Origin of the sequence: Vibrio sp. Vb1729 (genome assembly GCF_033338655.1) — a bacterium.
GTDB classification, from domain to species: Bacteria; Pseudomonadota; Gammaproteobacteria; order Enterobacterales; family Vibrionaceae; genus Vibrio; species Vibrio alginolyticus.
In genome coordinates this window covers 150,170-173,116 of record NZ_JAWOTB010000050.1, presented here as the reverse complement: position 1 = coordinate 173,116, position 22,947 = coordinate 150,170, and the positions used below count along the sequence as shown (strand labels likewise).

Sequence of the window (22,947 nt, the reverse complement as noted above, 5' to 3'; positions counted from 1 at the left end):
ACTAAACGTTATTTAACGACCAAAGACAGATCTTCTAACAATACTTGATATGTGTTGTAACCGGTCTTATCCACTTTAATGACTTGTCGCCAATTTGAGTTTTCAATATCTCGAAACGCTACGACAATGCCTAAATATTCTGTCTTTGGAGACATACTTGCTTGATATGTTTCTTTCTGACCTGGAGTTAATGAAACTTCATATTTATTCACTAAATCAGGTCCTAAGACTTTTTCACTTTCTTCATAAATAGAAAAAAAGTCCTGGCTTTCGAAAATGGTATTTGACGTTAATTCAAATACATACACCACTACAGGAGAAGGCCTGCCGTTTGAATCAGGATTAATGTTATGACTTGCTGCTATTTCTAAATCTGAGTATGGATCAACAACTAGGTTCGCTGCTGAGCACCCAAATAAATCTATTGAAATTAATAACAAAATATATTGGTAAAACTTTTTCATCACCCTAATTCCTAGCCTTTGTTTTTTAATGCTAATTCATAGTGCTTAGCGAAGTCTTCTAAATAGAACGGAGACTCTTTATTGATAATATCATCGGATAACTTTTCATGAATATCCTCAAACCTCTTCCAACTTTGAGCATATTTTCTAGCTGGAATAACCATATTAATAACCGTGTCTTTCGCTAAAGCATCTGAGTATATAGAAGTAGGTTCAACAAGTGACATAACACTCGAAACCGTACCTTCAACACCTTTCATTAAGGCTTGCTCATGACTTTCGATGTCATTAAATGCTTCTTTAATGGCTGCATTTGGCTTTAAGAAGCTAGCGGTTTGACGGTTATATAAGTTATGAATCGCATCTTCTAAGTTTGCAGAAAACTTTAAAGGGTTATTTTCTGACTTACGAAATGCGGTATGACTAAGTCGATTTGTTTGTTTAAACACTGCTCTGTTATGCAGTGTTTCCATTAAACCAACTAGCATCAAAGAAAATGACTCCCCCAGTTGTTCGAACCATTCCTCTCGGTTATCGCTGGGAATCATCATTGGATCTATACCCACCCCTCTAACAAAAGCCGCAAGTTCACCCCCATTGGTATCAAAGTTGGGAGTCGATAGGTGTTCTGATTGTCGGTTAACTTTCGGTAAAGTTTCAGATACGGTGCTCTGTTTTTCGGGCTTTGGGATATCAATAAAATCATCGACTAAACCAATATCTAGCTGAAAGTCAGAAGGAACACTTTCGTTTAAGAGTTCACTAGCACTAAGGCCTAGGTCAACAAATTCTGCTTCCGATGGACTTGAGACTACTTCAGGGGGTGCGCTAGAAAGACTTTTACTTGTCTCAAGACTGAATACATCTGTATCTGTTTGAATAGAAACTGAAATTTGATAATCCCCTAAGCTAACCATATCGTCATCGCTTAGTGCTATTTCATTTCCTTGACCCACAGGAGTTACAGCATTATTTACAAAAGTACCATTAGTTGAGAGGTCTTTTATCAAGTATTTGTCACCAAACTTAATCAGTTCTCCGTGGGTTCCGGATACCACTCTTTCAGGATCTGGTAGTGTCCAATCACATTGTTCAGACCTACCAAATGTAACCTTGGCATGTTCATCACTTGACTCAAACACGAACTCACTCTCAATCTCTGGAGTAAATTTGTGAAAACTTGTTATGGTTAAAACCAACTTCATGTAAACCTCGCCAAAGACCTGCTAGATATTATTTTTAATTTTATTATTAACTGCTTTCTTATTAACAGTAAGATTAATAAAAATCTTAATACTGCCATTGAAAATCATGCACGGAATAATGAATCATTTTTTTATCAAAGCAATCACGTATTGTTCAACAATTTTAATTATCCAACCAAGTTCAAATTTTTGACACTTAGACTTTCATCAATAAAAAAACGAATGTTAGTTTGGCCGAGAAATTCTAACATAATGACTTTTCATTGAGCAGAAAGGTATATATTCCCCCATCATTTATACGGAGTTCTTGTGATGGAAGACAGTAATAAAAACAATTCTATAAATAACGAAGAAAGCGGAGATAAAACTAAAATTGTAAAGACTCAAAAACGAGACAATGCAATTAAATCAACCAAAATCACTAATAATGAAACCTCCGTTAAAAATAAAAATGAAACAAATACAAAACTGTCTCAAAAAGAAAACACTCCGTTAGTTAATAAGAAAAAAAACAATAAAGATGACCCATTAAATAATAACAAAGATGTTATTAACGAAAGCTTAATAGGAACGACCGTTAAAAATCGGTATGAAATTGAGTCGGTTATTGGGCATGGTGGGCTTTGCGATGTTTACTTAGCTAAAGATAAGATTCTTGAATCTTCAGGTTCAGAAACACCCTACGTTGCGTTAAAAATATTACAGAAAGAGTTTGCTTCTCAACCAGAGACTGCACGCATGTTAATACGTGAAGCTCAACAAACTCAAAGGTTAAGCCACCCTAATATCATTAGGGTTTTTGATTTTGGTGTTGATGGCGAAATATACTTTTTAGTTATGGAGTATATTAACGGAGAAACATTAGAGAGTTTAATACAGCGTTCTAGGCCCCATGGGCTGAAGTTTAATGCAACTTTATCAATCCTAAATCAGGTACTCGATGCACTCTCATATGCTCACTCTCTTGGTGTAGTTCACGCCGACCTAAAGCCCGCTAATGTGATTTTAACGTCTGAGGGTAACGTTAAGCTGCTTGATTTTGGTGTATCTAAAACTCATCAATTAAAGCAGGATCAATATGCGGCTAAACGTAAATCCGAAAATGTTGAAACGCTTGGTTATACTCCCAACTATGCATCACTCAACCTGTTATCCGGTAAGGAACCGAACTTAAGCGACGATATGTTTGCTCTATTTTGTATTGCTTACGAGTTATTGAGTTGCAAACACCCTTACGCAAGAACTCCAGTTAATGAAGCTCTCAAACAGAAGATCAAGGTCTCTAAACCAACTAACATGCCCGCATCTAAGTGGCCAATATTTTCAAGCGTATTTTCAACTGGCATCATTCCGAACGAGCTGACCCCTGAGCAGTTGAAACGCAAATTGAATATGCGCTATTGGCCTATCGCTAGCGGCGCGGCAGCGAGTATATTATTAGTTAGCGGCATTGTATTTGGTTATCAGCAGCAACAAGAAACCATCGCCACTTTGGAAACCGTTATTAGCAAGCAAAATGATCAAATTGCCGGACAAGAGTGGCAGCTTGATACGCCAGCAGAAAAAAGTTTGGCACTGATTGATAGTGAAAAAAGCTTACATCCAGTCGTTAAGGCTGGCTTATTACGCTTACACAAGACCTATATTCTCAGCGAGTTTGAATCTGAAATTGATCAGGTTTTGAATTCTGATGCCAACAACTACCCGAATTATGATGAAATTGAGTCCATACTTGATAAAGCAAAAACCTACTACCCTGACTCACATAAAATAGAAGTTCTTGCCTTAGATATTCAGTCAAGCAAGCACTCCACGTTACTTTCGATAGCAAGGCAAATCAACAGTCAACTTGAAAAGTCTCGGTACAGTAAAGAAGACGGCAGTAAATCCATCTATGAGCTCAAGGATGAGTTAAATCAGATTCATCAAGGTTATCCTTTCACGCCAAGTTCGTTATCTAGCGATGTTTTCGGTCAGCACCTCACTGAAGCACTCAAAAAGAAAGACGCAGCTGCACTTGTTGCTCTTATTAAGGTTGGGAACACCTTCTTTTCAAACGTAGAAGAGCATCAAGAGAACTTACAGATAAGTAATGCGATGAAAGATGCAGTGCTGGAAATGAAATTATATGAGACAGCGCTAGATTCCAACAGCCCTCTACCGTTTCCAGAAGATGCCGCTAGAATCCTGTTCCAAGAAGAGTTTGAAAACTTTTATTCTCGCCTAGAAAAGGCAAGGACGACAACTCATCTAGATAACTTGGTGAAGGATGTGGATCTGTTCTCGAAAAACTTTCCTATTGGTTTTCAGGATGTTAACGATTTAAGATTCAAAACTGCTGATAAATACTTACGCTTCTCCGATATATTGCTTAATAAGCGAAGGACTTCAAGCGCAAGACGCGCTATGAAGAAAGCCAACGAGCTTATGAAGCAAATAGAACAGGACTCTAAGCAAAGCTAGTAATACAAAAGGGACGCGAGTCCCTTTTTTGCCGTAGATTACTTGCCAATATGCAACTAGATTGCTAATTTATACTTGTACTTAATGAGGAGAGTTAGCCTTGACTGAAGGAATAGTCAAAGTTGGCGAACGTCTGGCGTCCGTATGTAACGATAGCCTTAAACTAGGACTGCAAGACACTTACCGACTCGGCGTTTTACTTGGAAACATCCCCTTTGCTACTTGTGTTAAAAACACGCGAGTTGAAGTTTTTTCATCCCTACATTTCGACCATTGCCGTTTGGATATAAGTCAAAATATCTTTAACAATGACTTTCTTTTTGTAAGTTTATCTCAAGCGACAAGCAAACTATTTCTGCTCAAATACTGGTTATGCCATTCATACCTTCGGCTAAGCCTTCATTATCCGAAACATTCCTCTACCTCAACGTTTAATAGGGGTATACATGATTAATTTTGATGTTCTCAATACATACATGGATAACGACGTAGATCTGATCGTCACTGTTTTTTCTACATACCTTGAAGATCACACGAATGATATAGAGCGTATAGATGAGCTATATACAAGCAGATGTTGGTCAGAACTCTATCTATTAGCGCATAGTTTAAAGGGCATTCTAGAGAGTTTCGGAGAAGACACCGCGGTCATTGCGTTTCAAAGAATAGAAGAAAAAACCAGAAACGATACAGCGCCAGATAGCTCAGATATAGCTATAGTTACTAAAGAGCTAGCTGCAATTAATCAACAAATCTTCACTTACTTGAAGAATATGCAATAAAGAAATTCAAGGCTTAACTGGGGGAAATATGGCAATGAATAATAGCAATTTCAGGGAGTTGATTGAGTCTCTCAAAGACTTAACACCAACTCAAAAAAGGTACTTACTTAGCCGTACAAAGATGGCGCTAGATGATGAAAGTAATATGTTAAACATCAGTGATATTCTAACACCAGAAGAGTTGGAGGCGTTACTATCACCGGCACCAACAACGAATACAAAATAACAATGATATACAACGCAACCGTCAGATTAACGCTAGGGACCAAGTGAAGCAAATCGACTTTGCTTGGTTGTTAGTTTCTCTCCCTATTCCTTTTCACTACAACAAACGTATTGTTTTCGAAACCTTTTTCCAATGTAAACAGGTCAGATAATTGAGCGACTAACATCAGTCCGCGACCTGAGGAGGACCAACTATCGTCATCCATTAAGTTAGGTGCCTCAATCTGTTTATTTTTATGTTGGATGAACGTCTTTTCATTGATCGGCGCTCCGCAATCAGAGACTCTCAGTTCCACGAAACCGGACACTTGGTCATCCCCAACCCTACACTCCACTTCAATTGGTAGGCCTTCTATTTCACTGTAAGAATGAATATAAGCGTTATTCATGAGTTCAACGACACAAAGCTCCAATGATTGAATTGCATTTAAGGGGATTTGATGACCCATCAAAAACCGAACAACGTCTTTGCTCGCACTTCGTGAGTGAGTAAGGGAGCTCCCGTAAGTTCGTTTAAATTCGCTCTTTGACATTCTTTTCCTTAAAATCGAGCCTCTCACCATGCCATTTTACCTGTAAAAGGCTGGCATCATCATCAAACTCATCTTCGTTATGCCAAGATTGTACTTTTTTAAAGACGTCTCCCACTTGGTCTTCAACTGTCAGCGTGCAAACAGCTTTTATACTCGATGCCAATCGTTGTAGTGAAAACATCTCCTCACCCTGCCTCGCTTCAATCAAACCATCCGAATAAAGCCACAATGCATCGCCCTCATCCAGACTAATTTGGTTACCGATATATTCCATCGGCTGCATTGCACCAACGATAAAGTTATCGTCACCTATCTGTTCCATCGTTTTCGTACTCGTTCGCCAAACTAAGATCCTGGGGTGGCCAGCCGTGCAATAGCTAAGTTGCCCTGATTTTGTGTTAAGAATGGCGTAAGCCATAGTAAAGTAAAGTTGACTGTTTCTAGTTTGCTGATAACGCCGATTTAGCCGTTCAATCACAGATGCAGGCTCACTTACGCAATAGCCGTCATCTCTCAACTCCATCGTGATCGAATCAGGCCCCTGACTTTGAGATAGCGTCTGTTGAATAGAAAAAGCCATCAAAGCTGAAGAAATACCATGACCAGAAACATCAAATACATAAAACGCAACATGTCGTTCATCGAGCTCCAAATACCCCAACATATCACCACCAATCTGGGAGCATGGTTTGTAGACATAGCTAAAATTTACATTCTGAATAGTTGATTCAGCAGGGAGTAGTTGCTCCATCAGATGACTAGCAGACTGTAGGTCTTGGTGAATTGTTTGATAGGCCGCATCTAGCTCTTTATTTCTCTCAACGAGTTTGTTGTGCAGTTCTAAAGTACGAAACCCCGCACGGATTCTGGCCTGAAGTTCCTCTACAGACGTCTTCTTATCTACGAAATCATCTGCGCCAGCATCAATGCCTTTCACGATCGAACTTTGGTCATTTCTAGAAGACAGTAGAACAAAGAAAATGTAACGTTCGCTAACTTTAGATTTTAATTGGCGACACAATTCAATACCATTAATTCCAGGCATCATTAAATCACTCAGCACAAACTGAATATCAGGGCGGTGGGTTAGCACTTCGAGCGCCGCTCGTCCGTCTTCAACAGCAAGCACTTCATAGCCTTGCTTTTCCAATGCACTGCTGATGTAAAGCAGTACTGTTTTACTGTCATCGACCAAAAGAATGGGTTTCATCTTCCGCCTTAATACGGTTGCTTTACTGGCTAACGCAAAACACTAGTCACTGACTGCTCATTTCTAAAACGGCTGTAGTCTTCGGCTAATAATTGGTGTTGATATCGAGTGTAAGACAACGCTTCATTAGAAATTAGTATCTGATGCTCTTTTTCGATTAACTGACTTTGCAGCCTTTCAATCTGTTCATTCTGCTGTGTGTAATTGAGGTACAGTGCGAATAGACCAAAAACCGAAACCATTAACAGGGCGATTAGAATATTATTGATAGTTTTCACTTGAATACTCATGACCTCTCCTTGTCTATTATTAGACTTTCCATGATGAAAGAGAGCGTCTACGGACCAAGAGCTCAAGGCTCTAAAACGCAACGAAGCAAATTGAGGTTGTTTTTCCAATTATAGGCGATAGGAGAAAAAATAAGAAAAATCTGAAAAAATTTGAATATCCTGCTGAGTTAAGAATCGGTAAGGTGGTAGCAGCGAGCTATCATCCACTCGCTGCAATACATTAACTCTGAAATGCAGGTCTAGCTAAAATTTGGTTATACCATCGAGCAATGTTTGGCGACGTCGATAGCACATCAATTTCTAGGCCTTTAATTGCGAAACTGATCAAAATAAAGCCTGTTATATCGACGATAGTAAAATGGTCTACGGCGATAAAATCATTATGTTCAAGGCGCTTGTCTAAGACAGGCAGAAATTCGTAGACGCGTTGTTTTGATTCTTCGCCCCATGCTTCAACGCAACGTTCTCTGTCTCCATAAACTCCGGTCATGTTTCGAAACGCCTGAAATGCCGCATTTAGTCCTTGGAACTCCACCACACGATGCCACATTTCCACCTGAGCACGTTCAAGCTGGTTAGCACCAAACAGCGCCAGATCATTTTCAAACGCTTCATCTAGGTAGCGACAAATCGCCACGCTTTCGCAGATCGCTGTACCATCATCCAGTTCCAGTAAAGGCACTTTGCCGTTCACGCTTTTCGATTTAAACGGTTCAGATAGGTTATCGCCCTCACGAACGTTCAGCGCAATTCGCTCAACCTCGCCACCGATTTCCTTTAGAAAAATGCTAACTCGCTTACAACTTGGAGTCATTGCGGTTTCATAGAGCTTCATTTCACATCCTTTTATCTTTTTCTAACCGATTGGTTAGGATATACTGTAGCCAGTTTATAAACGATCAGTCAAGAACTTCACTATCAAAAATTTTCAAACAGTTGTGGGTCTGTTTGCTGAGCGAGATTTTTGATGCCGTTTGTGAGTTCACATGAATTTGGGGGCTGATACCCAAGAATAGATGGGTATTCATCATATTGGTTCAGTTCGAACGCTAGAGGTTCTCTGTACCATCCCTCCAAAGCAATTTAATTACCCGATAAGCAGACCCAGGCAGGTAATTTATGGCAAGAAAAGCCAACTTCGACCGAGATGAAAAGCTTCTCGTGGCTATGGATGTGTTTTGGCGCAAGGGCTTTGCGAACACGTCTATCTCGGATCTCACCGACGAGTTGAACATCAACCGCTTCAGTCTTTACAACACCTATGGTGACAAGCAACAGCTCTACTACGAAGCGCTCGATACCTACTTGAAAAAGGTCTCGCTACCGTCACTGAATGATTTGGAAAAAGACGACGCGTCTTTACCTGAGTTAGAATCGTTCCTCAAATCCTTTGCTGAGCTGCAGCGCAAACGTAACTGTGGGTGTTTTATCCAAAATGCGTTGATTGAGCACGCTGGCGAAGACGATGATGTGCTGCGTAAAGGGCATTTCTTATTTGACCATCTTATCGACATCATTGCAGATGCGCTGACCAATGCGCAAAAAGAAACCTTAGTGCCGAAAACGCTTAAACCAGAAGAGCTTGCTCGTTTTGTTCTCAACAACATGCAAGGCATGCGCGTACTTGGCAAAGCCAAACGTTATGCCGACTTGGATACGGCGCTTTCCTGCTTGCTGGTATTGATTAGGAAATAACATGTCGATTGAAGTGATAGCAGTACGTCTTACCAAGGGCATGGACTTAAAGCTGATCTTAGCGAAATTGGTCGAGCAGCATGGTATCAAAGCAGGCTCGATTGCCTCATGCGTTGGCTGTGTCTCTCACCTCAACCTTCGTTTGGCAGGTGCAGAGAGTACGTTAACCAAACAAGAACCATTTGAAATCGTCTCTGTGATGGGAACCCTAACGCCTGAGCATCAGCACGTTCATATCTCGGTGTCTGATCGTGAAGGACGAGTTTGGGGTGGGCATTTAATGGAAGGCACGGTTATAGATACCACCGCAGAATTGATCATCCATTCTTACTCAGAACTTGAGTTCACTAGAGCGATGGACGACTCGACTGGCTATACCGAACTACAAGTGAACCCTTCCAAATAATTAAAAGCTCCAGAGCCATACTGTGCTGTCTCTGGAGCTTTATTCGCTTGTCTCTTACGCTAAGAATTTACTCATATCGAGCAAGCTAATTTCGAGGATCATTCTTCGACTAAATAACAAACCTGATCATCGTCGACCGTTACTTGCCACGTTTTTAGACAGTGCGCTTCGTCTTCCAAACACTGCCCACTCTTTAAATTGAAGTGTTGTTTGTATAGCGGTGATGCAACACACATCTCACCATCGATATCACCGACAATCCCTCGACTCATCACATAAGCCTTACCAATTGGGTCCCAATCCTGAACAGCGTAAACACCGTTATCAGGAATGTAGAATAACGCAACATGCTCGCCTTCAATCAATACAGTGGCACCGATGAACGGCATTAAGTCATCAAGCTGGCACAATTTCACTTTGGTTAAAGCTGCCATTTACACCTCCTGTTTCACTGGAATACGCTGACCGCGCACACGTTGGTACGGCAAGACTTTGCTGCCCGACGTGCTGTTCAAAAAAGGACGGAACCGTTGCAATTTTTGAGGATTATCCAACGTACTCTTCCACTCACATTGATAGGTATCTACGACGCGCGCCATTTGTTCATCCAACGAGTCACATAGATTCAGAGAGTCATCCAAAATCACTTGTTTAAGGTAATCTAAGCCTCCTTCCATGTTCTCCATCCACACCGACGTACGTTGCAAGCGATCTGCGGTGCTGACGTAGAACATCAATACTCGGTCAATCATGGTGATCAACTCTGATTTAGATAAGTCGGATGCAAACAAATCAGCGTGTCGTGGTCTCATGCCGCCATTACCACAAACGTATAGATTCCAGCCGTTTTCGGTGGCGATCACCCCAATGTCTTTACTTTGCGCTTCTGCACACTCGCGAGTACAGCCCGATACGGCAAACTTAAGCTTATGGGGCGCTCGCAATCCTTTGTAACGGTTCTCTAACTCAATGGCTAAACCAACCGAATCATCAACACCATAACGACACCAAGTAGAGCCGACGCAAGATTTCACGGTGCGCACCGATTTACCGTAGGCATGCCCTGTTTCAAAACCAGCATCAATTAAGGTTTGCCAGATTTCAGGAAGCTGTTCTAACTGCGCACCAAATAAATCCACGCGCTGACCGCCAGTGATCTTGGTGTACAAATCGTATTGCTGAGCAACTTCGCCTAACACGATAAGTTTGTCTGGTGTGATTTCGCCGCCCGGAACACGAGGCACAATCGAGTAAGAGCCATCTTTTTGTAGGTTTGCCATAAAAGCATCGTTAGAATCTTGCAGAGATTGATGCTGTGGTTCCATGATGTGTTCATTCCACAAAGAAGCAAACACAGATGCCGCTGTAGGCTTACAAATATCACACCCATGCCCTTTGCCATGCAGTGCAATTAAGGTGTCGAAGTCTTTGATTTGTTCCACTTGGCAAATATGGAACATCTCTTGGCGACTGAGCTCAAAGTGCTCACAAAGGTGGTTGTTAACCTCTACCCCCATGGCTGCCAATTGAGTATCCAATACCGACTTCACCATATTGCTACAGCCACCACAGCCAGTACCGGCTTTGGTGTTGGTTTTAAGGTCTGTCAGGTTGGTAGTGCCGGCTTGAATCTCGGCAACTAAGTCGCCTTTTGTGACGTTGTGACAAGAGCAGATGATAGCGCTGTCTGGCATCTCTCCGTCCAGCATTCCGGTATCAAACAGCAGGTTCGCTGCGTGGTCTGGCAGGACTGTTTTGTTCAAATAACACTGCAAAAGCGCGTCGTAGTCGCTGTTGTCACCGACGAGAATCGCACCAAGCAATTGGGTACCACTCGCATCAACCACCAGCTTTTTGTAGATGCCTGCAACCGCATCTTGCAATACCATTTCTTGTGCGCCTTCGGTTTGCATTTGTGCATCGCCGATAGACGCCACATCCACCCCAAGCAGCTTGAGTTTGGTGCTCATGTCTGCGCCTTTAAAACCTTCGCTTGGCATACCAGTCAGGACATCGGCAGTGGTTCTCGCCATGGTGTAACCGGGTGCGACTAAACCAAAGATCTTCTGCTCCCAAAGGGCACATTCGCCAATCGCGTATATGTTCTCATCGCTGGTTTGGCATTGGTTGTTGATCACAATGCCGCCTCGCTCGCCTACTTCTAGTTCAGCTATTCTTGCCAACTCATCTTGAGGACGAATGCCTGCGGAGAAGACAATCACATCCACTTCGAGAGGATCTTTGTCTTTAAACACCATACGATGCTTAGCCGTTTCACCATCGCAGATTCGTTCCGTACCCGTTGAGGTGTGAACGGTTAGCCCCAGCGCTTCAATCTTCTCTTTTAGCACTAAGCCAGCACCATCGTCTAACTGCACGGGCATCAGGCGAGGCGCAAATTCAATAACATGAGTTTCTAACCCCAATAATTTGAGTGCGTTTGCCGCTTCTAAACCCAACAAGCCGCCGCCAATCACTGCGCCTGTTCTTGCGCCTTCACATGCCTTTTTGATTTGTGAAAGATCATCAAGCGTGCGATAGACAAACACGTTGTCTCGGTCTTTACCTTCAATTGGCGGCACAAATGGGTAAGAACCGGTCGCGAGCACAAGTTCGTCGTAACCCAGCACATCTTCACCATCAAGCAGAATGCGCTTTTGCTCTCTGTCGATGCCTGTTACTTGGCTGCCAAGTACGAGTTGGATGCCATGCATGTCGTACCATTCTTGGTTACTCAGCATCAAATCATCATGAGACTTACCCGCAAACAAAGAGGACAACTGTACACGGTCATACGCGATAAAACGCTCTGCACCAATCACGGTAATTCGGTGCTCCAAATGCGCGTTTTTCTGCACTAATTGCTCGACGAGGTGTTGCCCGACCATACCGTTGCCTACCACAACGATGTGGCTCAATGCGTTCTTTACTGGAATCGTTAAAGGACTGTTCATCGCTGCCTCCTTATGCCGTTTGCGCTGCAGTTTTGGGTTTGTCTTCTTTCGAAGCAGGAATCTCGACTTTGGATTGCTTCTCGTAAAGGAACTTCAGCACCGCTTGTCGACACTTCTGATACTGCGCATCATCCGCCAGTGCGACACGCTCACGAGGGCGAGGTAGATTCACTTCTAACACTTCACCAATGGTTGCTGCCGGTCCGTTAGTCATCATCACGATTTTGTCAGATAGCAGCACCGCTTCATCCACATCGTGAGTAATCATGATGACGGTGTTGTTTAGCTCGGCTTGGATCTTCATCAGTGCATCCTGTAAGTGCGCACGAGTTAACGCATCCAACGCACCAAATGGTTCATCCATCAGCAAAACCTTCGGTTGAAGTGCCAGTGCTCTCGCAATGCCGACTCGCTGCTTCATACCACCCGAGATTTCGTCCGGCTTTTTGTGCGCGGCATGCTGCATTTGAATCAACTCCAAATAGTGATTCACTTGCTCCTGAATCCACGCTTTGCCCTTTTTGCCGGCAATTTGTTTTACTGCGAGCTCAACGTTTTGATACACGGTTAACCAAGGCAATAATGAATGGTTTTGGAACACCACTGCGCGGTCGGGTCCCGGTCCAGCTACTTCTCGTCCATCGACGATCACGCCGCCGTCTGTTGGCATGTGTAGCCCAGCGACTAAGTTCAATACCGTTGACTTACCACAGCCAGAGTGGCCAATTAGAGACACAAACTCGCCTTTATTGATTTGTAAATCGACGTTCTTAAGCGCGATGAACTCGCCATCTGGCGTTGGGAATCGCATCCCTAAACGCGTTAGATCTAATAATGCTTTTTCCATGATCTTTTCCCTTATCTCAACGCTTGTTGTTTATTCCAAGACAGCCACTTTTGAAGTTGCAACATGCCTCTATCGAGCATCAATCCAATAAAGCCGATTGTGATGACGGCGACCATAATACGACCCAATGATGCCGAGCTGCCGTTTTGGAATTCATCCCAAACGAACTTGCCTAACCCAGGGTTCTGCGCAAGCATCTCTGCCGCAATCAATACCATCCAAGCGATACCTAAAGAGAGACGTAAACCGGTGAAGATCATTGGAATGGCAGAAGGTAAAACGATGGTGCGAATGTGCTGCCACCACGAAAGTTGAAGCACTTTACTCACGTTGATTAAGTCTTTATCAACGCTCGTTACACCCACTGCGGTATTAATCAGCGTCGGCCATAAGCTACACAGCGCTACAGTGATCAGAGAGTTAATGAACGACTTAGCAAACATCGGGTCATCACTCACATAAGTGGCACTTACAACCATAGTGACGATAGGCAGCCAAGCTAAAGGTGATACGGGCTTGAGCAGTTGAATGATTGGGTTGAACGCTTGATACAGCCCTTGATTAAGACCAAGCACGATGCCAAGCGGAATCGCGATAACCGTCGCCAGCAAAAAGCCCGCAGTTACGGTCACTAAGCTTGTTATGATTTGGTCGAAGAACGTCGGTTTACCTGTGTAGGGACGAATCTTCACTTCCGCGTCCGGATTCTTGGCTAACTTCGCAGCATTACGTTTTTCCTGACGTTCGATAAACGCTTGTTCCTTTTCTCGCTCTTGCCAATGGTCATCGACAAGGTTGCTGAACTGCTGAAAAGTTTGCACAGGTCCCGGTAGCGTACCTAATGAAGTTTGCACTTCTCTCGCTGCTAAGTGCCACATTGCCAAAAAGATCAGCAAGCCAATGACGGGCAAAAGCACCAGCCGACTTCGGTTCACTACCTGCTTAGCAGGAAACAGGGAAATGACATTACTAGACATACTCACTCCTAAGAAATTTACATCCTTGTTGCCACAAGCGAATTCCCTCGCTTGTGGCGTTTATCGTTATGGTTAAACCTTGTCTTTTCCTTTAAGCCCGATAGAGAACTTCTCTAGATATTTATTTGGCTCGCGACCGTCATAAACGATGTTGTCGATAAAGTGTGTTTGTGGCGCACGGAAACCATCTTCAGCACTAAAATCTGGGAAGTCTTTTTTGCTCAACACACCATCTTCAATCAGTGCTTGAGCTGCTTGTTGGTAGATATCTGGACGGTAAACCTCTTTCGCCACATCCATGTACCAATCATCGGATTTCTCGCTTGAGATTTGTCCCCAGCGACGCATTTGAGTCAGATACCAAATCGCATCGCTGTAATACGGATAAGTGGCGTTGTGACGGAAGAACACGTTGAAGTCTGGCACGTCTCGTTTGTCGCCTTTCTCGTATTCAAATGTGCCGGTCATCGAGTTGGCGATAACTTCGGCATCGGCTCCAACGTATTCGCTTTTTGATAGCATCTTCACTGCTTCTTGGCGGTTGGCATTGTCGTTTTCATCCAACCAATGTGCAGCTCGAATCAAGGCTTTCACTACGCGAATGTGCGTGTTTGGATACTTCTCAGCCCAAGCTTTGGAAACACCAAACACTTTCTCTGGGTTGTTCTTCCAGATTTCGTAGTCGGTCACGACTGGCGTACCAATGCCTTTGAATACGGCTTGCTGGTTCCATGGTTCGCCTACGCAGTACCCTTTGATCGTGCCCGCTTCCATTGTGGCTGGCATTTGTGGTGGCGGTGTAACACTCAAAAGAACGTCAGCATCCAACTGGCCACTGTTATCGCCTGAGTCTGGTGCGTAAAAGCCTGGATGAATCCCACCTGCCGCTAACCAGTATCGCAACTCATAGTTGTGCGTCGATACAGGGAACACCATCCCCATGTTGAACGGTTTGCCTTTATCCAGATAGCTGTCGACCACAGGCTTCAGTGCATCCGCTTTGATTGGGTGAACTGGCTTGCCATCTGGTTGCTTTGGAATGTATTGCTTCATCTTCTCCCAAGTATCATTGGAAACCGTGATTGCGTTGCCGTTCAAATCCATACTGAACGCAGTAATCACTTCTGCTTTTGTGCCAACACCAATCGTTGCGCCCAATGGCTGACCAGCGAGCATGTGCGCGCCAGCAAGCTCACCGTCGATGACTCGGTCTAATAGCACCTTCCAGTTTGCTTGTGCTTCTAAAGTGACGTACAAGCCTTCGTCTTCAAAAAAGCCTTTCTCATAAGCAACCGCCAGCGGTGCCATATCGGTTAACTTAATAAAACCAAACTTCAGGTCTTCAATTTCTGGCTCACCTAACTCTGCCTTTACGCTGACCGTGGTGAATACCGATAACGAAATTGCTGACACTTTCAGCATCGAACTCCATTTCATTGGTTTGCTCCCATAAAAAAAGCGCCACTACTCCGAAGAGCAGTAGCGCCGTTGCTAAGTCTACAATTACCGCCGTTGATAATTGAGATAAGCGATTCAACAATAAACCCAATTCTACTAATCCAATTACTGTGCCAACTTATTTTTCACATTAAATACAATGAATTAGCTTGTTCTACCGTTTCTTATTCCCTGTTATTGCTTGCTGATAGTGCAACACGCACCACGTTAGAAAATGCACCCTAACCCCAAAGTGGTAGAGCAACTAATCCAATACTTCCAAAGTAGTTATCAAATTCTTGGCAACTTGTGCGAGCGTTTGGCTCGATTGCATGGCTGAATTTCTAAGCGCTTTATAAGCCTGATCTTCATCAACGCTGTGCATCTTCATCAGCAGACCCTTGGCTTTTTCCACCAGCTTGCGCTCTTCAATCTTATGGGTTAGCGATTCAATTTCCGATTGCATACTTTCGAATTTCGCTCTCACTAGTGTCGCATGTTCAATCCAAGGCTGAAGCGCAAACTCACTATCGTGCGGCATGAGCACATAGTCCATTTTTTCTGATAACCGATTGATATCATTAGATGATAACTGCTTTAAGACGATAAGAAGTGGTGCCGATTTTCTACGGCAGAAATCGACGATCAAACGTAGTTCCGCGGTTGGTTGCTGCCATCCAACCACAACGCTTGCTGACGGTTCTCGTTGCATTAACGTTTCTAGTTGTGCCAATTGGCAACCCATGATGTTGTCGTAATCTTTGCTCAATAAGCCGGACAATCGAGCCTGCTCTTGGAGGCTATCGCAGCATACTATGATGGGTGTTTTTGACGTTGATTGAGTCATGCACATTCCTTGTTTATATCTCACTCACTAAGAGAGACATAACAAGGAATGTGCCAACTAAAGCTGAAGCATTTTAACTAGAGGCAAGATGTTCTTTGAAGAAGCCGAGTGTACGCTCCCAAGCGAGCGCCGCTTCTTCCGGAGCGTAGCGAGCCGTTGAGTCGTTATGGAAGCCATGGTTGACGTTTTCATACATTAACGCCTGATATTGCGCATCGTTCGCGATCAATTGCTGCTCATAGGCAGGCCATGTGTCGTTGACGCGCTTATCGAGCCCTGCGAAGTGAATCATCAACGGCCCTTTGACCTGCTTTTGAATCTCTTGCGCCGCCGGTGTTCCGTAGAAAGGCACACCTGCATCCAGCTCTTCTGGCATTACCGCTGCAAGCATATTAACGATGTATCCACCGAAACAGAACCCAACCGCGCCTAATTTACCGTTCCCACCCTCGTAGTGTTTAATGAAATTAGCAGCAGCAATAAAATCTTGTTCGATCTTGGCTCTGTCCATCTCTTTCTGCATGGCGCGACCTTCATCATCGTTCCCCGGATAGCCACCGAGTGGATAAAGCGCGTCAGGAGCGAAAGCAATAAAGCCGTCTTTCGCGAGTCGTCTGGCGACATCTTTGATGTATGGGTTTAGACCTCGATTTTCATGAATCACCAACACTGTCGGCGATTTTAAGGTCTTCTTTTGTGGCACAACCAAATAGCCGCGACCTTCTCCATGTCCATTGGGCGAAGCAAAGGTTTCATAGGTTGCTTTGATCTCAGGATCATTAAAGGAAACTTGCTCTGCGAGTGCATAATTTGGAGTCAGAGCATCAACCAGGGCCGTCATACTAAAACCTAAAACAGCGAGGCCACCAAGACGGTTGAGAAACTCTCGACGAGAGATTTTGCCATGTGCGTATTCGTCATACCAATCGAAAGCTTCTTGTGGAATGGGATGTGACGCCTTGTTGTTAGAATTTGAGTGCTTTAGAACCATTATCCTTGTCCTCATTTCTTATCGAAAAGTAAACTCATCAGGCCTCACTGATGTTTGCCCCAATCAGCTGTGAGACACTTCAAGTGATAAATACATCACTGACAAGCTTACACAAACAATAGATAAAGGATTCCGATCCAACAACGTTTCGCGGTTAGCTCGTCACAGGATTAACTGCCACAACAATAGTTTTCCCAATAAGTAAACGCATGTTCAAAGGCGTGTTCCCTATCGTGCACTTGAGCAAAGAGTACAACTGTCATCGTTGCCAAAACCGTATTCGCCATTTGGTTCATGTCATCTTCTGACGTCCCAAACGGACAGTTCGTAGGCATTGGCACCTCAGACAGCATTTGCTCCGTCCAGTAGTGCAATGTCACGCCGCTTGTTTGGCTTAACCATACCGTTTGGCTTACTTTCGGGTTGTATTCTGATTCGCCCGATTGCCCTTTGAATGACACAACAGCGTGAGCGGTTTGACCGATTTCATATTCGACTTCTGCATGAAGTTGTTGGAAACCAGGATGGAAGCTACCACGAATACCAACCGTTGCTTGCCCCGGATTCAATGCTCGAACCACGGTATTAATCGGCGTTCTAAGCCCATAACGATTCTTCCAACCGATCATGGTTTCTGCTTGTGGAGCAAATGCGCTGAGCGGTAGATACACGATGTTTTGTGTTTCTAAGACACGCTTTGCTTCTTCTGCTGATTCCGCTTTCTCGATAGCAAACTTGTCGAGGTAATCTTCTGCGTGTAAACGTCCAGATTGACGGTCGTGATAGCCATGCATCAGCACTTTATGACCATTATCGGCAAGGATCTTCGCTGCTAACAGGAGCCAAGGCTGACCTGCCGCTTCACGTTTGCCTGCGTAACATGGCCAGTCGATGTCTGCACCAATAGCAGGCATGCGGGATTGGAATGCTTTCACAAAGCCAGCGATTTCTTGTTGAGTCTCGTTTTGTACGCGGATCAGCATCAGCAGCATTGCCATTTGATCATCATCGCACTCTCCGTTTAGGTATTCATCCATAACTCGAAACGCTTGGTCAAAGTTCAGTGGTTTTCTACCACGTTCGCCACGACCGACTGTTCTGATACACTCCAAAATGCTGCTCATATTCCCTCGTATTCCGTCACTGACTGTACGGTTTCTATTAGTTGTTCGCGCAGTTTGACAACTTCTCCCATCACAATCAATGCTGGGCTGATGCCTTTAAGTGTAATCGATAACTCATTGAGCTGATTGAGTTGGGTAACATGCACTTGTTGTTGAGGGCTGCAACCATGAGTGATGATCGCGACTGGAAAATCTTCTCTCAAACCAGAGCCTATTAAACTCGTTTGTATTTGCGATGACTTTTCTAACCCCATATAGAAGACTAACGTTTGTCCGCTTTGCATCAGTTGGCTCCACGCTTCAAATGCGCCTGTTACCACTTGCCCCGTCACAAAGGTAACGCTACGAGCAACGCCACGATGAGTCAGCGGAATCAAGCTGTTTGCTGAACATCCAATCGCAGCGGTAATGCCGGGAATGACTTCGTACGCGATTGAGTGTTTGACGAGTGCTAACGCCTCTTCACCTCCACGGCCAAATACAAAAGGATCTCCCCCTTTTAAGCGCACAACTCGCTTTCCTTGTTGAGCGAGCGATACCATCAAGTCACAAATTTCTTCCTGACCAATACTAGGTTGTCCGCATCTTTTGCCCACGTAAATCCAATCGGCTTGTGGCGAAGCCAACTCCAAAATATCTTTGTTAACCAAACGGTCGTACAACAGTACCTCTGCCGACATAATCGCTTTCACAGCCTTTACCGTTAACAAGTCAGGATCGTGCGGCCCTGCTCCGACAATCGAGACAAAACCTTTGTGGTTCGCGTCCAGGTCTAGTGAATGGTCTTCTAAAAGTTGGTTCAGTTTGCTTGCTTGATCATGCTTAGAAAAGCGAGACGAGCGTTCTTGTTTCTGACTCGCTTGTCCTTTCTTAAACCAAGACTTTTGATAAGGCGCTTCCATGTGCTTATCCTCTTTATGACTTACTTTATTTGAATAGCCAAACTTTGCTGGTTCGCTTGCTGTTTGCCCTTTTGATGCTGATGGCTGTCGACCATTTGTTTGATTTGAGAGACGCACGAGCCACAGTTAGTACCGCATTTGAGTTTGTTTTGAAGTTGGGTCACTGACGTGCAGTCTTGTTTCTCCATCGCGTCATGTATTTGTTTATCGGTAACGCGGAAACAACTACAAACCAGTTTGGCACTGCTTTGCGATTGAGTGATGGTAAGCAGTTGCGATAGCTCCATCGGCTTGCCAATCAAGCCGGTAAAGTTGGTGTAGTCGGTTTGAATCGGTTCACTAGACACCACCAAAACAGAGCGAATGATACGCACGTCTCCAACAAGGTCATAGTCCACCGCTAGCCAACCTTGGGCAATATCTATCGTAATTCTGCGGCTCTTTTCCGTTCGACAAAAACTCTGCTTCTTTGGTCGCTTATCATGTGCAAAGCGCCAAATGCCCAAATTGCTTTCTGCTTGAAATGCGCTGTAGATAAATTTACCGGAATCAAACTGTGTACCGATGAACATACCGTAGGTTTTGACCGCGGCGTCTTGCACTTCAACATAAGACGACTTAAATGCAGGCTGCCCTGAAATAGGGTCTTTTGCGCTGTTTACTATCGCATTAACACTACTTTCACCGCCATATCGACCCGCCCAGTGCATTGACATAAACAGCTCCTGAAAACCCAAACCTTCATCAATGGCAACTTTGGCATAAATACCGGTGTTTGAAGCAGGCTGAAACAGCTTGGTGAGCTGTCCTGCTTTTAAGCGATTTTGAGTGGCAGAGAGCGTGTTCATGTACACGGTTGGTTCTAACTCTGAGGCGGCAAGGTGGGCGATATGCCCTGTGCGCGTCATGGTATGCCATTGGTCACGTTGCCTGCCCGTATTGAGCCACCAGCCTTTTGTTCTTTCTAAGCGCGTTGGAGATTCACTGGTCACGACAAAACGCGCTTTTCCATCTGGGTGTGAATAGACGCCATCAGCAAAAGGGCGCTCTCCTCCCCATTGTGTCGGCACCCACTCTTCGTATTCTTGCTCGGTTAAGTTGGCGTATTGAGAAAGATCTAGCTTCAATGGCGAATCTGCATTCATGCCTGTCATCGCGGCATATTCCCTGAATACCGCCCGCTCAGAAGTAAACGCAAAGCCATTTTGTGTCTTTTCCAATGCACACAGAGCTTGCCCAACTTGGCTTATCGCCCACCAATCTGATTTTGCTTCACCGGGAGGCGTTTGAAACTGGCGCTGCCTTGAAAGTCGACGCTCAGAATTGGTCACCATGCCTTGCTTCTCCCCCCAGCCAGCGGCGGGTAGCAATAGGTCCGCGTAATGCGCTACATCCGAATCCGCTGTGATATCGGAAACAATCACAAACGGACAAATCTCTAGTGCACGTTTTACCAATTGGTTATCTGGCAAAGAGACAACAGGATTGGTTGCCATGATCCAGAGAACTTTAATCTCACCACGTTCTACCGCCTCAAACAGTTCAACAGCTTTTAAACCGGGCTGAGTGGCAATTTCTGGTGAATCCCAAAACGCCTGCACTTGCTTTATAGACTTTGCGTCAAAAGCACGATGAACCGCTAACTGGTTTGCCAATCCACCGACTTCTCGCCCACCCATCGCATTGGGCTGACCTGTAATAGAAAACGGCCCACAACCTGACTTGGCAATTTTACCCGTCGCCAAGTGTGCATTAATGATTGCATTGCCTTTGTCGACGCCATTTTCGGCTTGGTTTACCCCTTGGCAAAACAACGTAATTGCGGTTGGGCTTTGCGCAAACCATTGGAAGAATGTCGTGAGTTTTTCTTCTGAAATGCCAATGGAAGACGTCAAATTAGTGACATCGTAACGCAAATCAGAAACTTCTTCTCTAAGTGCATTAAATCCGTCGGTATAAGAATTTATGTATTCAGAATCAATCAATTGTTGTTCAATAAGAAACTTGAGCAGCCCATTGAAGAGTGACACATCACCATCGTTTTTAATCGGTAGATGCAAATCCGCTTGCTGTGCGGTGACCGTTTCACGCGGGTCAATGACCACCAGCTTGAGGTTAGGATTGTTTTCTCTCGCTTGTTGAATACGTCGGAATAAAACAGGGTGCGTCCAAGCGGTATTAGCACCGCAAATGATCAATAGCTCAGTCTTATCAATATCGTCGTAATTGACGGGAACGACATCTTCACCAAATGCTCGTACATGAGCCGCAACCGCCGAAGACATACACAAACGCGAGTTCGTATCGATGTTTGCGCTGCCAACATAGCCTTTCATGAGTTTGTTGGCGACGTAATAGTCTTCCGTTAACAACTGCCCTGACACGTACATCGCGACGGAATCCGGTCCAAACTCCGCTTTCGCTTGATGAATCTTTTCAGCAATCAGATCCGTGGCTTGTTGCCATTGCACCTCTTGCCCTTGAGGTCGTTGCTTGGTGACAAGCTTTGGATACAACAAGCGCGAAGGCATATTCAAACTCTCTGCCAGCGCGACACCCTTCACGCACAGTGATCCCGCATTTGCAGGATGACACGCATCCCCAACGATTCCTTTCGCATTGACCTCGACACCACATCCAACACCACAATAGGGACAAGTGGTTTTTTTGCATCCTTGCGACATAACACCTCCAGTGTGATTCAGCCCAACTTACTAGCAAAAAAAAGCCTCTCCCGAATCGAGAGAGGCAGCAATGCCTTTAACGCTGTTAGTACATTTTCAAAAAGTAATACCCTATACCGCTCTCGCCTGCTATTAAGAGCGGCGCATCGAGTTATCGATGAACGTTTATGTAAAGCAAGTGAGGTGCCAAGATTAAAAACCCTTACCATACAAATGGTTAGCTTAAAACCAATTATAGCAACGTAATGCTACGCACTGATTGTGTGCAAATTTCGGTCATTATCGTGCAGTATTACTTTACTAATTCCATAACTAACCTGGATTCTTCGTCACCAAAATAATGCGCTTCTTCTTCTAACGTTTTAAAGCCAAGGGAGAGGTATAAAGACAATGCAGGTTGGTTCTTAGGATCGACAGTCAATTTCACGCTTGAGCCTAACGTCAACGACGCAATAACGTTTTCTAGGAGGGAACGCGCAATACCTTTACCTCTATGTTGAATATCGACGGCCAATGACATGATCCAATATTGATGTGCATTTGTGCTAGTCGTTAGCAATATATACCCTGCGACCTGCTCTCCCTCTTTTGCTACCAGTAAACTCTCTCCCCAACAATCAAAAGCTTGCCGAAAGAAAAATTGAGGATAGGCGTGTTCTCCAAATAAAGTATTTTCGAGCTTATATATGGCAAATAAGTCCTCTTTTTGCGCAGACAAGATGTCCATTCAATGACTCCTTCTTTAACATGAATGGCAGCAGTATACCTAAATCTCATCTAAATGACGGGACACAAACATCTCAATTAAGTGCTTAAGAAATGTAATATTCTTCCTGAAAATTAGGCCTAACTCACTTAGAACATACATCCGTGATCAAGTTTTAACCGCAAAATCAAAAACCACACAAGAT

The 22,947-nt window shown here is 44.2% G+C and carries 22 protein-coding genes; 5 read left to right on the top strand and 17 right to left on the bottom strand.

Annotation, left to right across the window (positions count from 1 at the left end; translation table 11 throughout):
- Nucleotides 1–8: 8 nt before the first annotated feature.
- Together tssJ and tagH are read right to left on the bottom strand one after the other, a co-directional pair.
- Complete coding sequence (gene tssJ, locus R7E29_RS22185) at nucleotides 9–464, bottom strand: type VI secretion system lipoprotein TssJ (RefSeq protein ID WP_054576750.1); 456 nt, start codon at nucleotides 462–464, stop codon at nucleotides 9–11.
- 11 nt (nucleotides 465–475) lie between these two features.
- The gene (gene tagH / locus R7E29_RS22180) at nucleotides 476–1,669 is read right to left on the bottom strand and encodes a type VI secretion system-associated FHA domain protein TagH (protein WP_054576751.1); all 1,194 of its coding nucleotides are present in this window, start codon (nucleotides 1,667–1,669) and stop codon (nucleotides 476–478) included.
- 312 nt (nucleotides 1,670–1,981) lie between these two features.
- Between tagH and R7E29_RS22175 the strand changes: the two genes are divergently transcribed.
- From R7E29_RS22175 to R7E29_RS22165, 3 genes are all read left to right on the top strand, one after another.
- Nucleotides 1,982–4,132, top strand: coding sequence for a serine/threonine-protein kinase (locus R7E29_RS22175; protein WP_054576752.1), 2,151 nt, complete (start codon nucleotides 1,982–1,984; stop codon nucleotides 4,130–4,132).
- 446 nt (nucleotides 4,133–4,578) lie between these two features.
- Nucleotides 4,579–4,914 carry an Hpt domain-containing protein gene (locus tag R7E29_RS22170; protein ID WP_054576753.1) on the top strand — a complete coding sequence of 112 codons (336 nt, stop codon included), beginning with the start codon at nucleotides 4,579–4,581 and terminating at the stop codon, nucleotides 4,912–4,914.
- Nucleotides 4,915–4,948: 34 nt separating this feature from the next.
- Nucleotides 4,949–5,140, top strand: coding sequence for a hypothetical protein (locus tag R7E29_RS22165; protein WP_025767706.1), 192 nt, complete (start codon nucleotides 4,949–4,951; stop codon nucleotides 5,138–5,140).
- A gap of 70 nt (nucleotides 5,141–5,210) precedes the next feature.
- Here R7E29_RS22165 and R7E29_RS22160 read toward each other — a convergent pair whose 3' ends face one another.
- The 4 genes from R7E29_RS22160 to R7E29_RS22145 all read right to left on the bottom strand — a co-directional run bounded on the left by R7E29_RS22160 (nucleotide 5,211) and on the right by R7E29_RS22145 (nucleotide 8,007).
- Nucleotides 5,211–5,672, bottom strand: a complete 462-nt coding sequence (locus R7E29_RS22160) for an ATP-binding protein (RefSeq protein WP_025998580.1) — start codon at nucleotides 5,670–5,672, stop codon at nucleotides 5,211–5,213.
- Nucleotides 5,653–6,882 (bottom strand): PP2C family protein-serine/threonine phosphatase, encoded by a 1,230-nt coding sequence (locus tag R7E29_RS22155; protein WP_054574313.1) that lies wholly within the window; start codon nucleotides 6,880–6,882, stop codon nucleotides 5,653–5,655. The genes R7E29_RS22160 and R7E29_RS22155 overlap by 20 nt, the downstream gene beginning before the upstream one ends.
- A gap of 29 nt (nucleotides 6,883–6,911) precedes the next feature.
- Nucleotides 6,912–7,172, bottom strand: coding sequence for a hypothetical protein (locus R7E29_RS22150; RefSeq protein WP_017820228.1), 261 nt, complete (start codon nucleotides 7,170–7,172; stop codon nucleotides 6,912–6,914).
- Between the two features lie 220 nt (nucleotides 7,173–7,392).
- Nucleotides 7,393–8,007 carry a glutathione S-transferase family protein gene (locus tag R7E29_RS22145; protein ID WP_054574314.1) on the bottom strand — a complete coding sequence of 205 codons (615 nt, stop codon included), beginning with the start codon at nucleotides 8,005–8,007 and terminating at the stop codon, nucleotides 7,393–7,395.
- Between the two features lie 284 nt (nucleotides 8,008–8,291).
- Between R7E29_RS22145 and R7E29_RS22140 the strand changes: the two genes are divergently transcribed.
- Nucleotides 8,292–8,867 (top strand): TetR/AcrR family transcriptional regulator, encoded by a 576-nt coding sequence (locus R7E29_RS22140; RefSeq protein WP_005375904.1) that lies wholly within the window; start codon nucleotides 8,292–8,294, stop codon nucleotides 8,865–8,867.
- A 1-nt stretch (nucleotide 8,868) separates the two neighbouring features.
- Nucleotides 8,869–9,273, top strand: coding sequence for a PPC domain-containing DNA-binding protein (locus tag R7E29_RS22135; RefSeq protein WP_054574315.1), 405 nt, complete (start codon nucleotides 8,869–8,871; stop codon nucleotides 9,271–9,273).
- Between the two features lie 98 nt (nucleotides 9,274–9,371).
- Here the strand turns inward: R7E29_RS22135 and nirD are convergent, their stop codons facing one another.
- The 11 genes from nirD to R7E29_RS22080 all read right to left on the bottom strand — a co-directional run bounded on the left by nirD (nucleotide 9,372) and on the right by R7E29_RS22080 (nucleotide 22,763).
- A complete protein-coding gene (nirD, locus tag R7E29_RS22130; RefSeq protein WP_054576754.1) occupies nucleotides 9,372–9,707 on the bottom strand; it encodes a nitrite reductase small subunit NirD in 336 nt (111 codons plus the stop codon).
- Nucleotides 9,708–12,227 carry a nitrite reductase large subunit NirB gene (gene nirB / locus R7E29_RS22125; RefSeq protein ID WP_054574317.1) on the bottom strand — a complete coding sequence of 840 codons (2,520 nt, stop codon included), beginning with the start codon at nucleotides 12,225–12,227 and terminating at the stop codon, nucleotides 9,708–9,710.
- A gap of 10 nt (nucleotides 12,228–12,237) precedes the next feature.
- Nucleotides 12,238–13,074: an ABC transporter ATP-binding protein gene (locus tag R7E29_RS22120; protein ID WP_005450080.1), complete on the bottom strand. Its 837-nt coding sequence runs from the start codon at nucleotides 13,072–13,074 to the stop codon at nucleotides 12,238–12,240.
- 11 nt (nucleotides 13,075–13,085) lie between these two features.
- On the bottom strand, nucleotides 13,086–14,051 hold the full coding sequence (locus R7E29_RS22115; protein ID WP_005375889.1) for an ABC transporter permease: 966 nt from the start codon (nucleotides 14,049–14,051) through the stop codon (nucleotides 13,086–13,088).
- A gap of 72 nt (nucleotides 14,052–14,123) precedes the next feature.
- Nucleotides 14,124–15,488 carry a CmpA/NrtA family ABC transporter substrate-binding protein gene (locus R7E29_RS22110; RefSeq protein ID WP_054576755.1) on the bottom strand — a complete coding sequence of 455 codons (1,365 nt, stop codon included), beginning with the start codon at nucleotides 15,486–15,488 and terminating at the stop codon, nucleotides 14,124–14,126.
- Between the two features lie 265 nt (nucleotides 15,489–15,753).
- Nucleotides 15,754–16,335 (bottom strand): ANTAR domain-containing response regulator, encoded by a 582-nt coding sequence (locus R7E29_RS22105; protein ID WP_054576756.1) that lies wholly within the window; start codon nucleotides 16,333–16,335, stop codon nucleotides 15,754–15,756.
- 73 nt (nucleotides 16,336–16,408) lie between these two features.
- A complete protein-coding gene (locus R7E29_RS22100; RefSeq protein WP_048625125.1) occupies nucleotides 16,409–17,326 on the bottom strand; it encodes a dienelactone hydrolase family protein in 918 nt (305 codons plus the stop codon).
- Between the two features lie 170 nt (nucleotides 17,327–17,496).
- On the bottom strand, nucleotides 17,497–18,450 hold the full coding sequence (locus tag R7E29_RS22095; protein WP_054576757.1) for a glycosyl transferase family protein: 954 nt from the start codon (nucleotides 18,448–18,450) through the stop codon (nucleotides 17,497–17,499).
- Complete coding sequence (gene cobA / locus R7E29_RS22090) at nucleotides 18,447–19,352, bottom strand: uroporphyrinogen-III C-methyltransferase (protein ID WP_054576758.1); 906 nt, start codon at nucleotides 19,350–19,352, stop codon at nucleotides 18,447–18,449. The genes R7E29_RS22095 and cobA overlap by 4 nt, the downstream gene beginning before the upstream one ends.
- A 20-nt stretch (nucleotides 19,353–19,372) precedes the next feature.
- Nucleotides 19,373–22,036: a nitrate reductase gene (locus R7E29_RS22085; protein ID WP_054576759.1), complete on the bottom strand. Its 2,664-nt coding sequence runs from the start codon at nucleotides 22,034–22,036 to the stop codon at nucleotides 19,373–19,375.
- A 292-nt stretch (nucleotides 22,037–22,328) separates the two neighbouring features.
- Nucleotides 22,329–22,763, bottom strand: coding sequence for a GNAT family N-acetyltransferase (locus R7E29_RS22080; protein ID WP_017634213.1), 435 nt, complete (start codon nucleotides 22,761–22,763; stop codon nucleotides 22,329–22,331).
- Nucleotides 22,764–22,947: the final 184 nt, after the last annotated feature.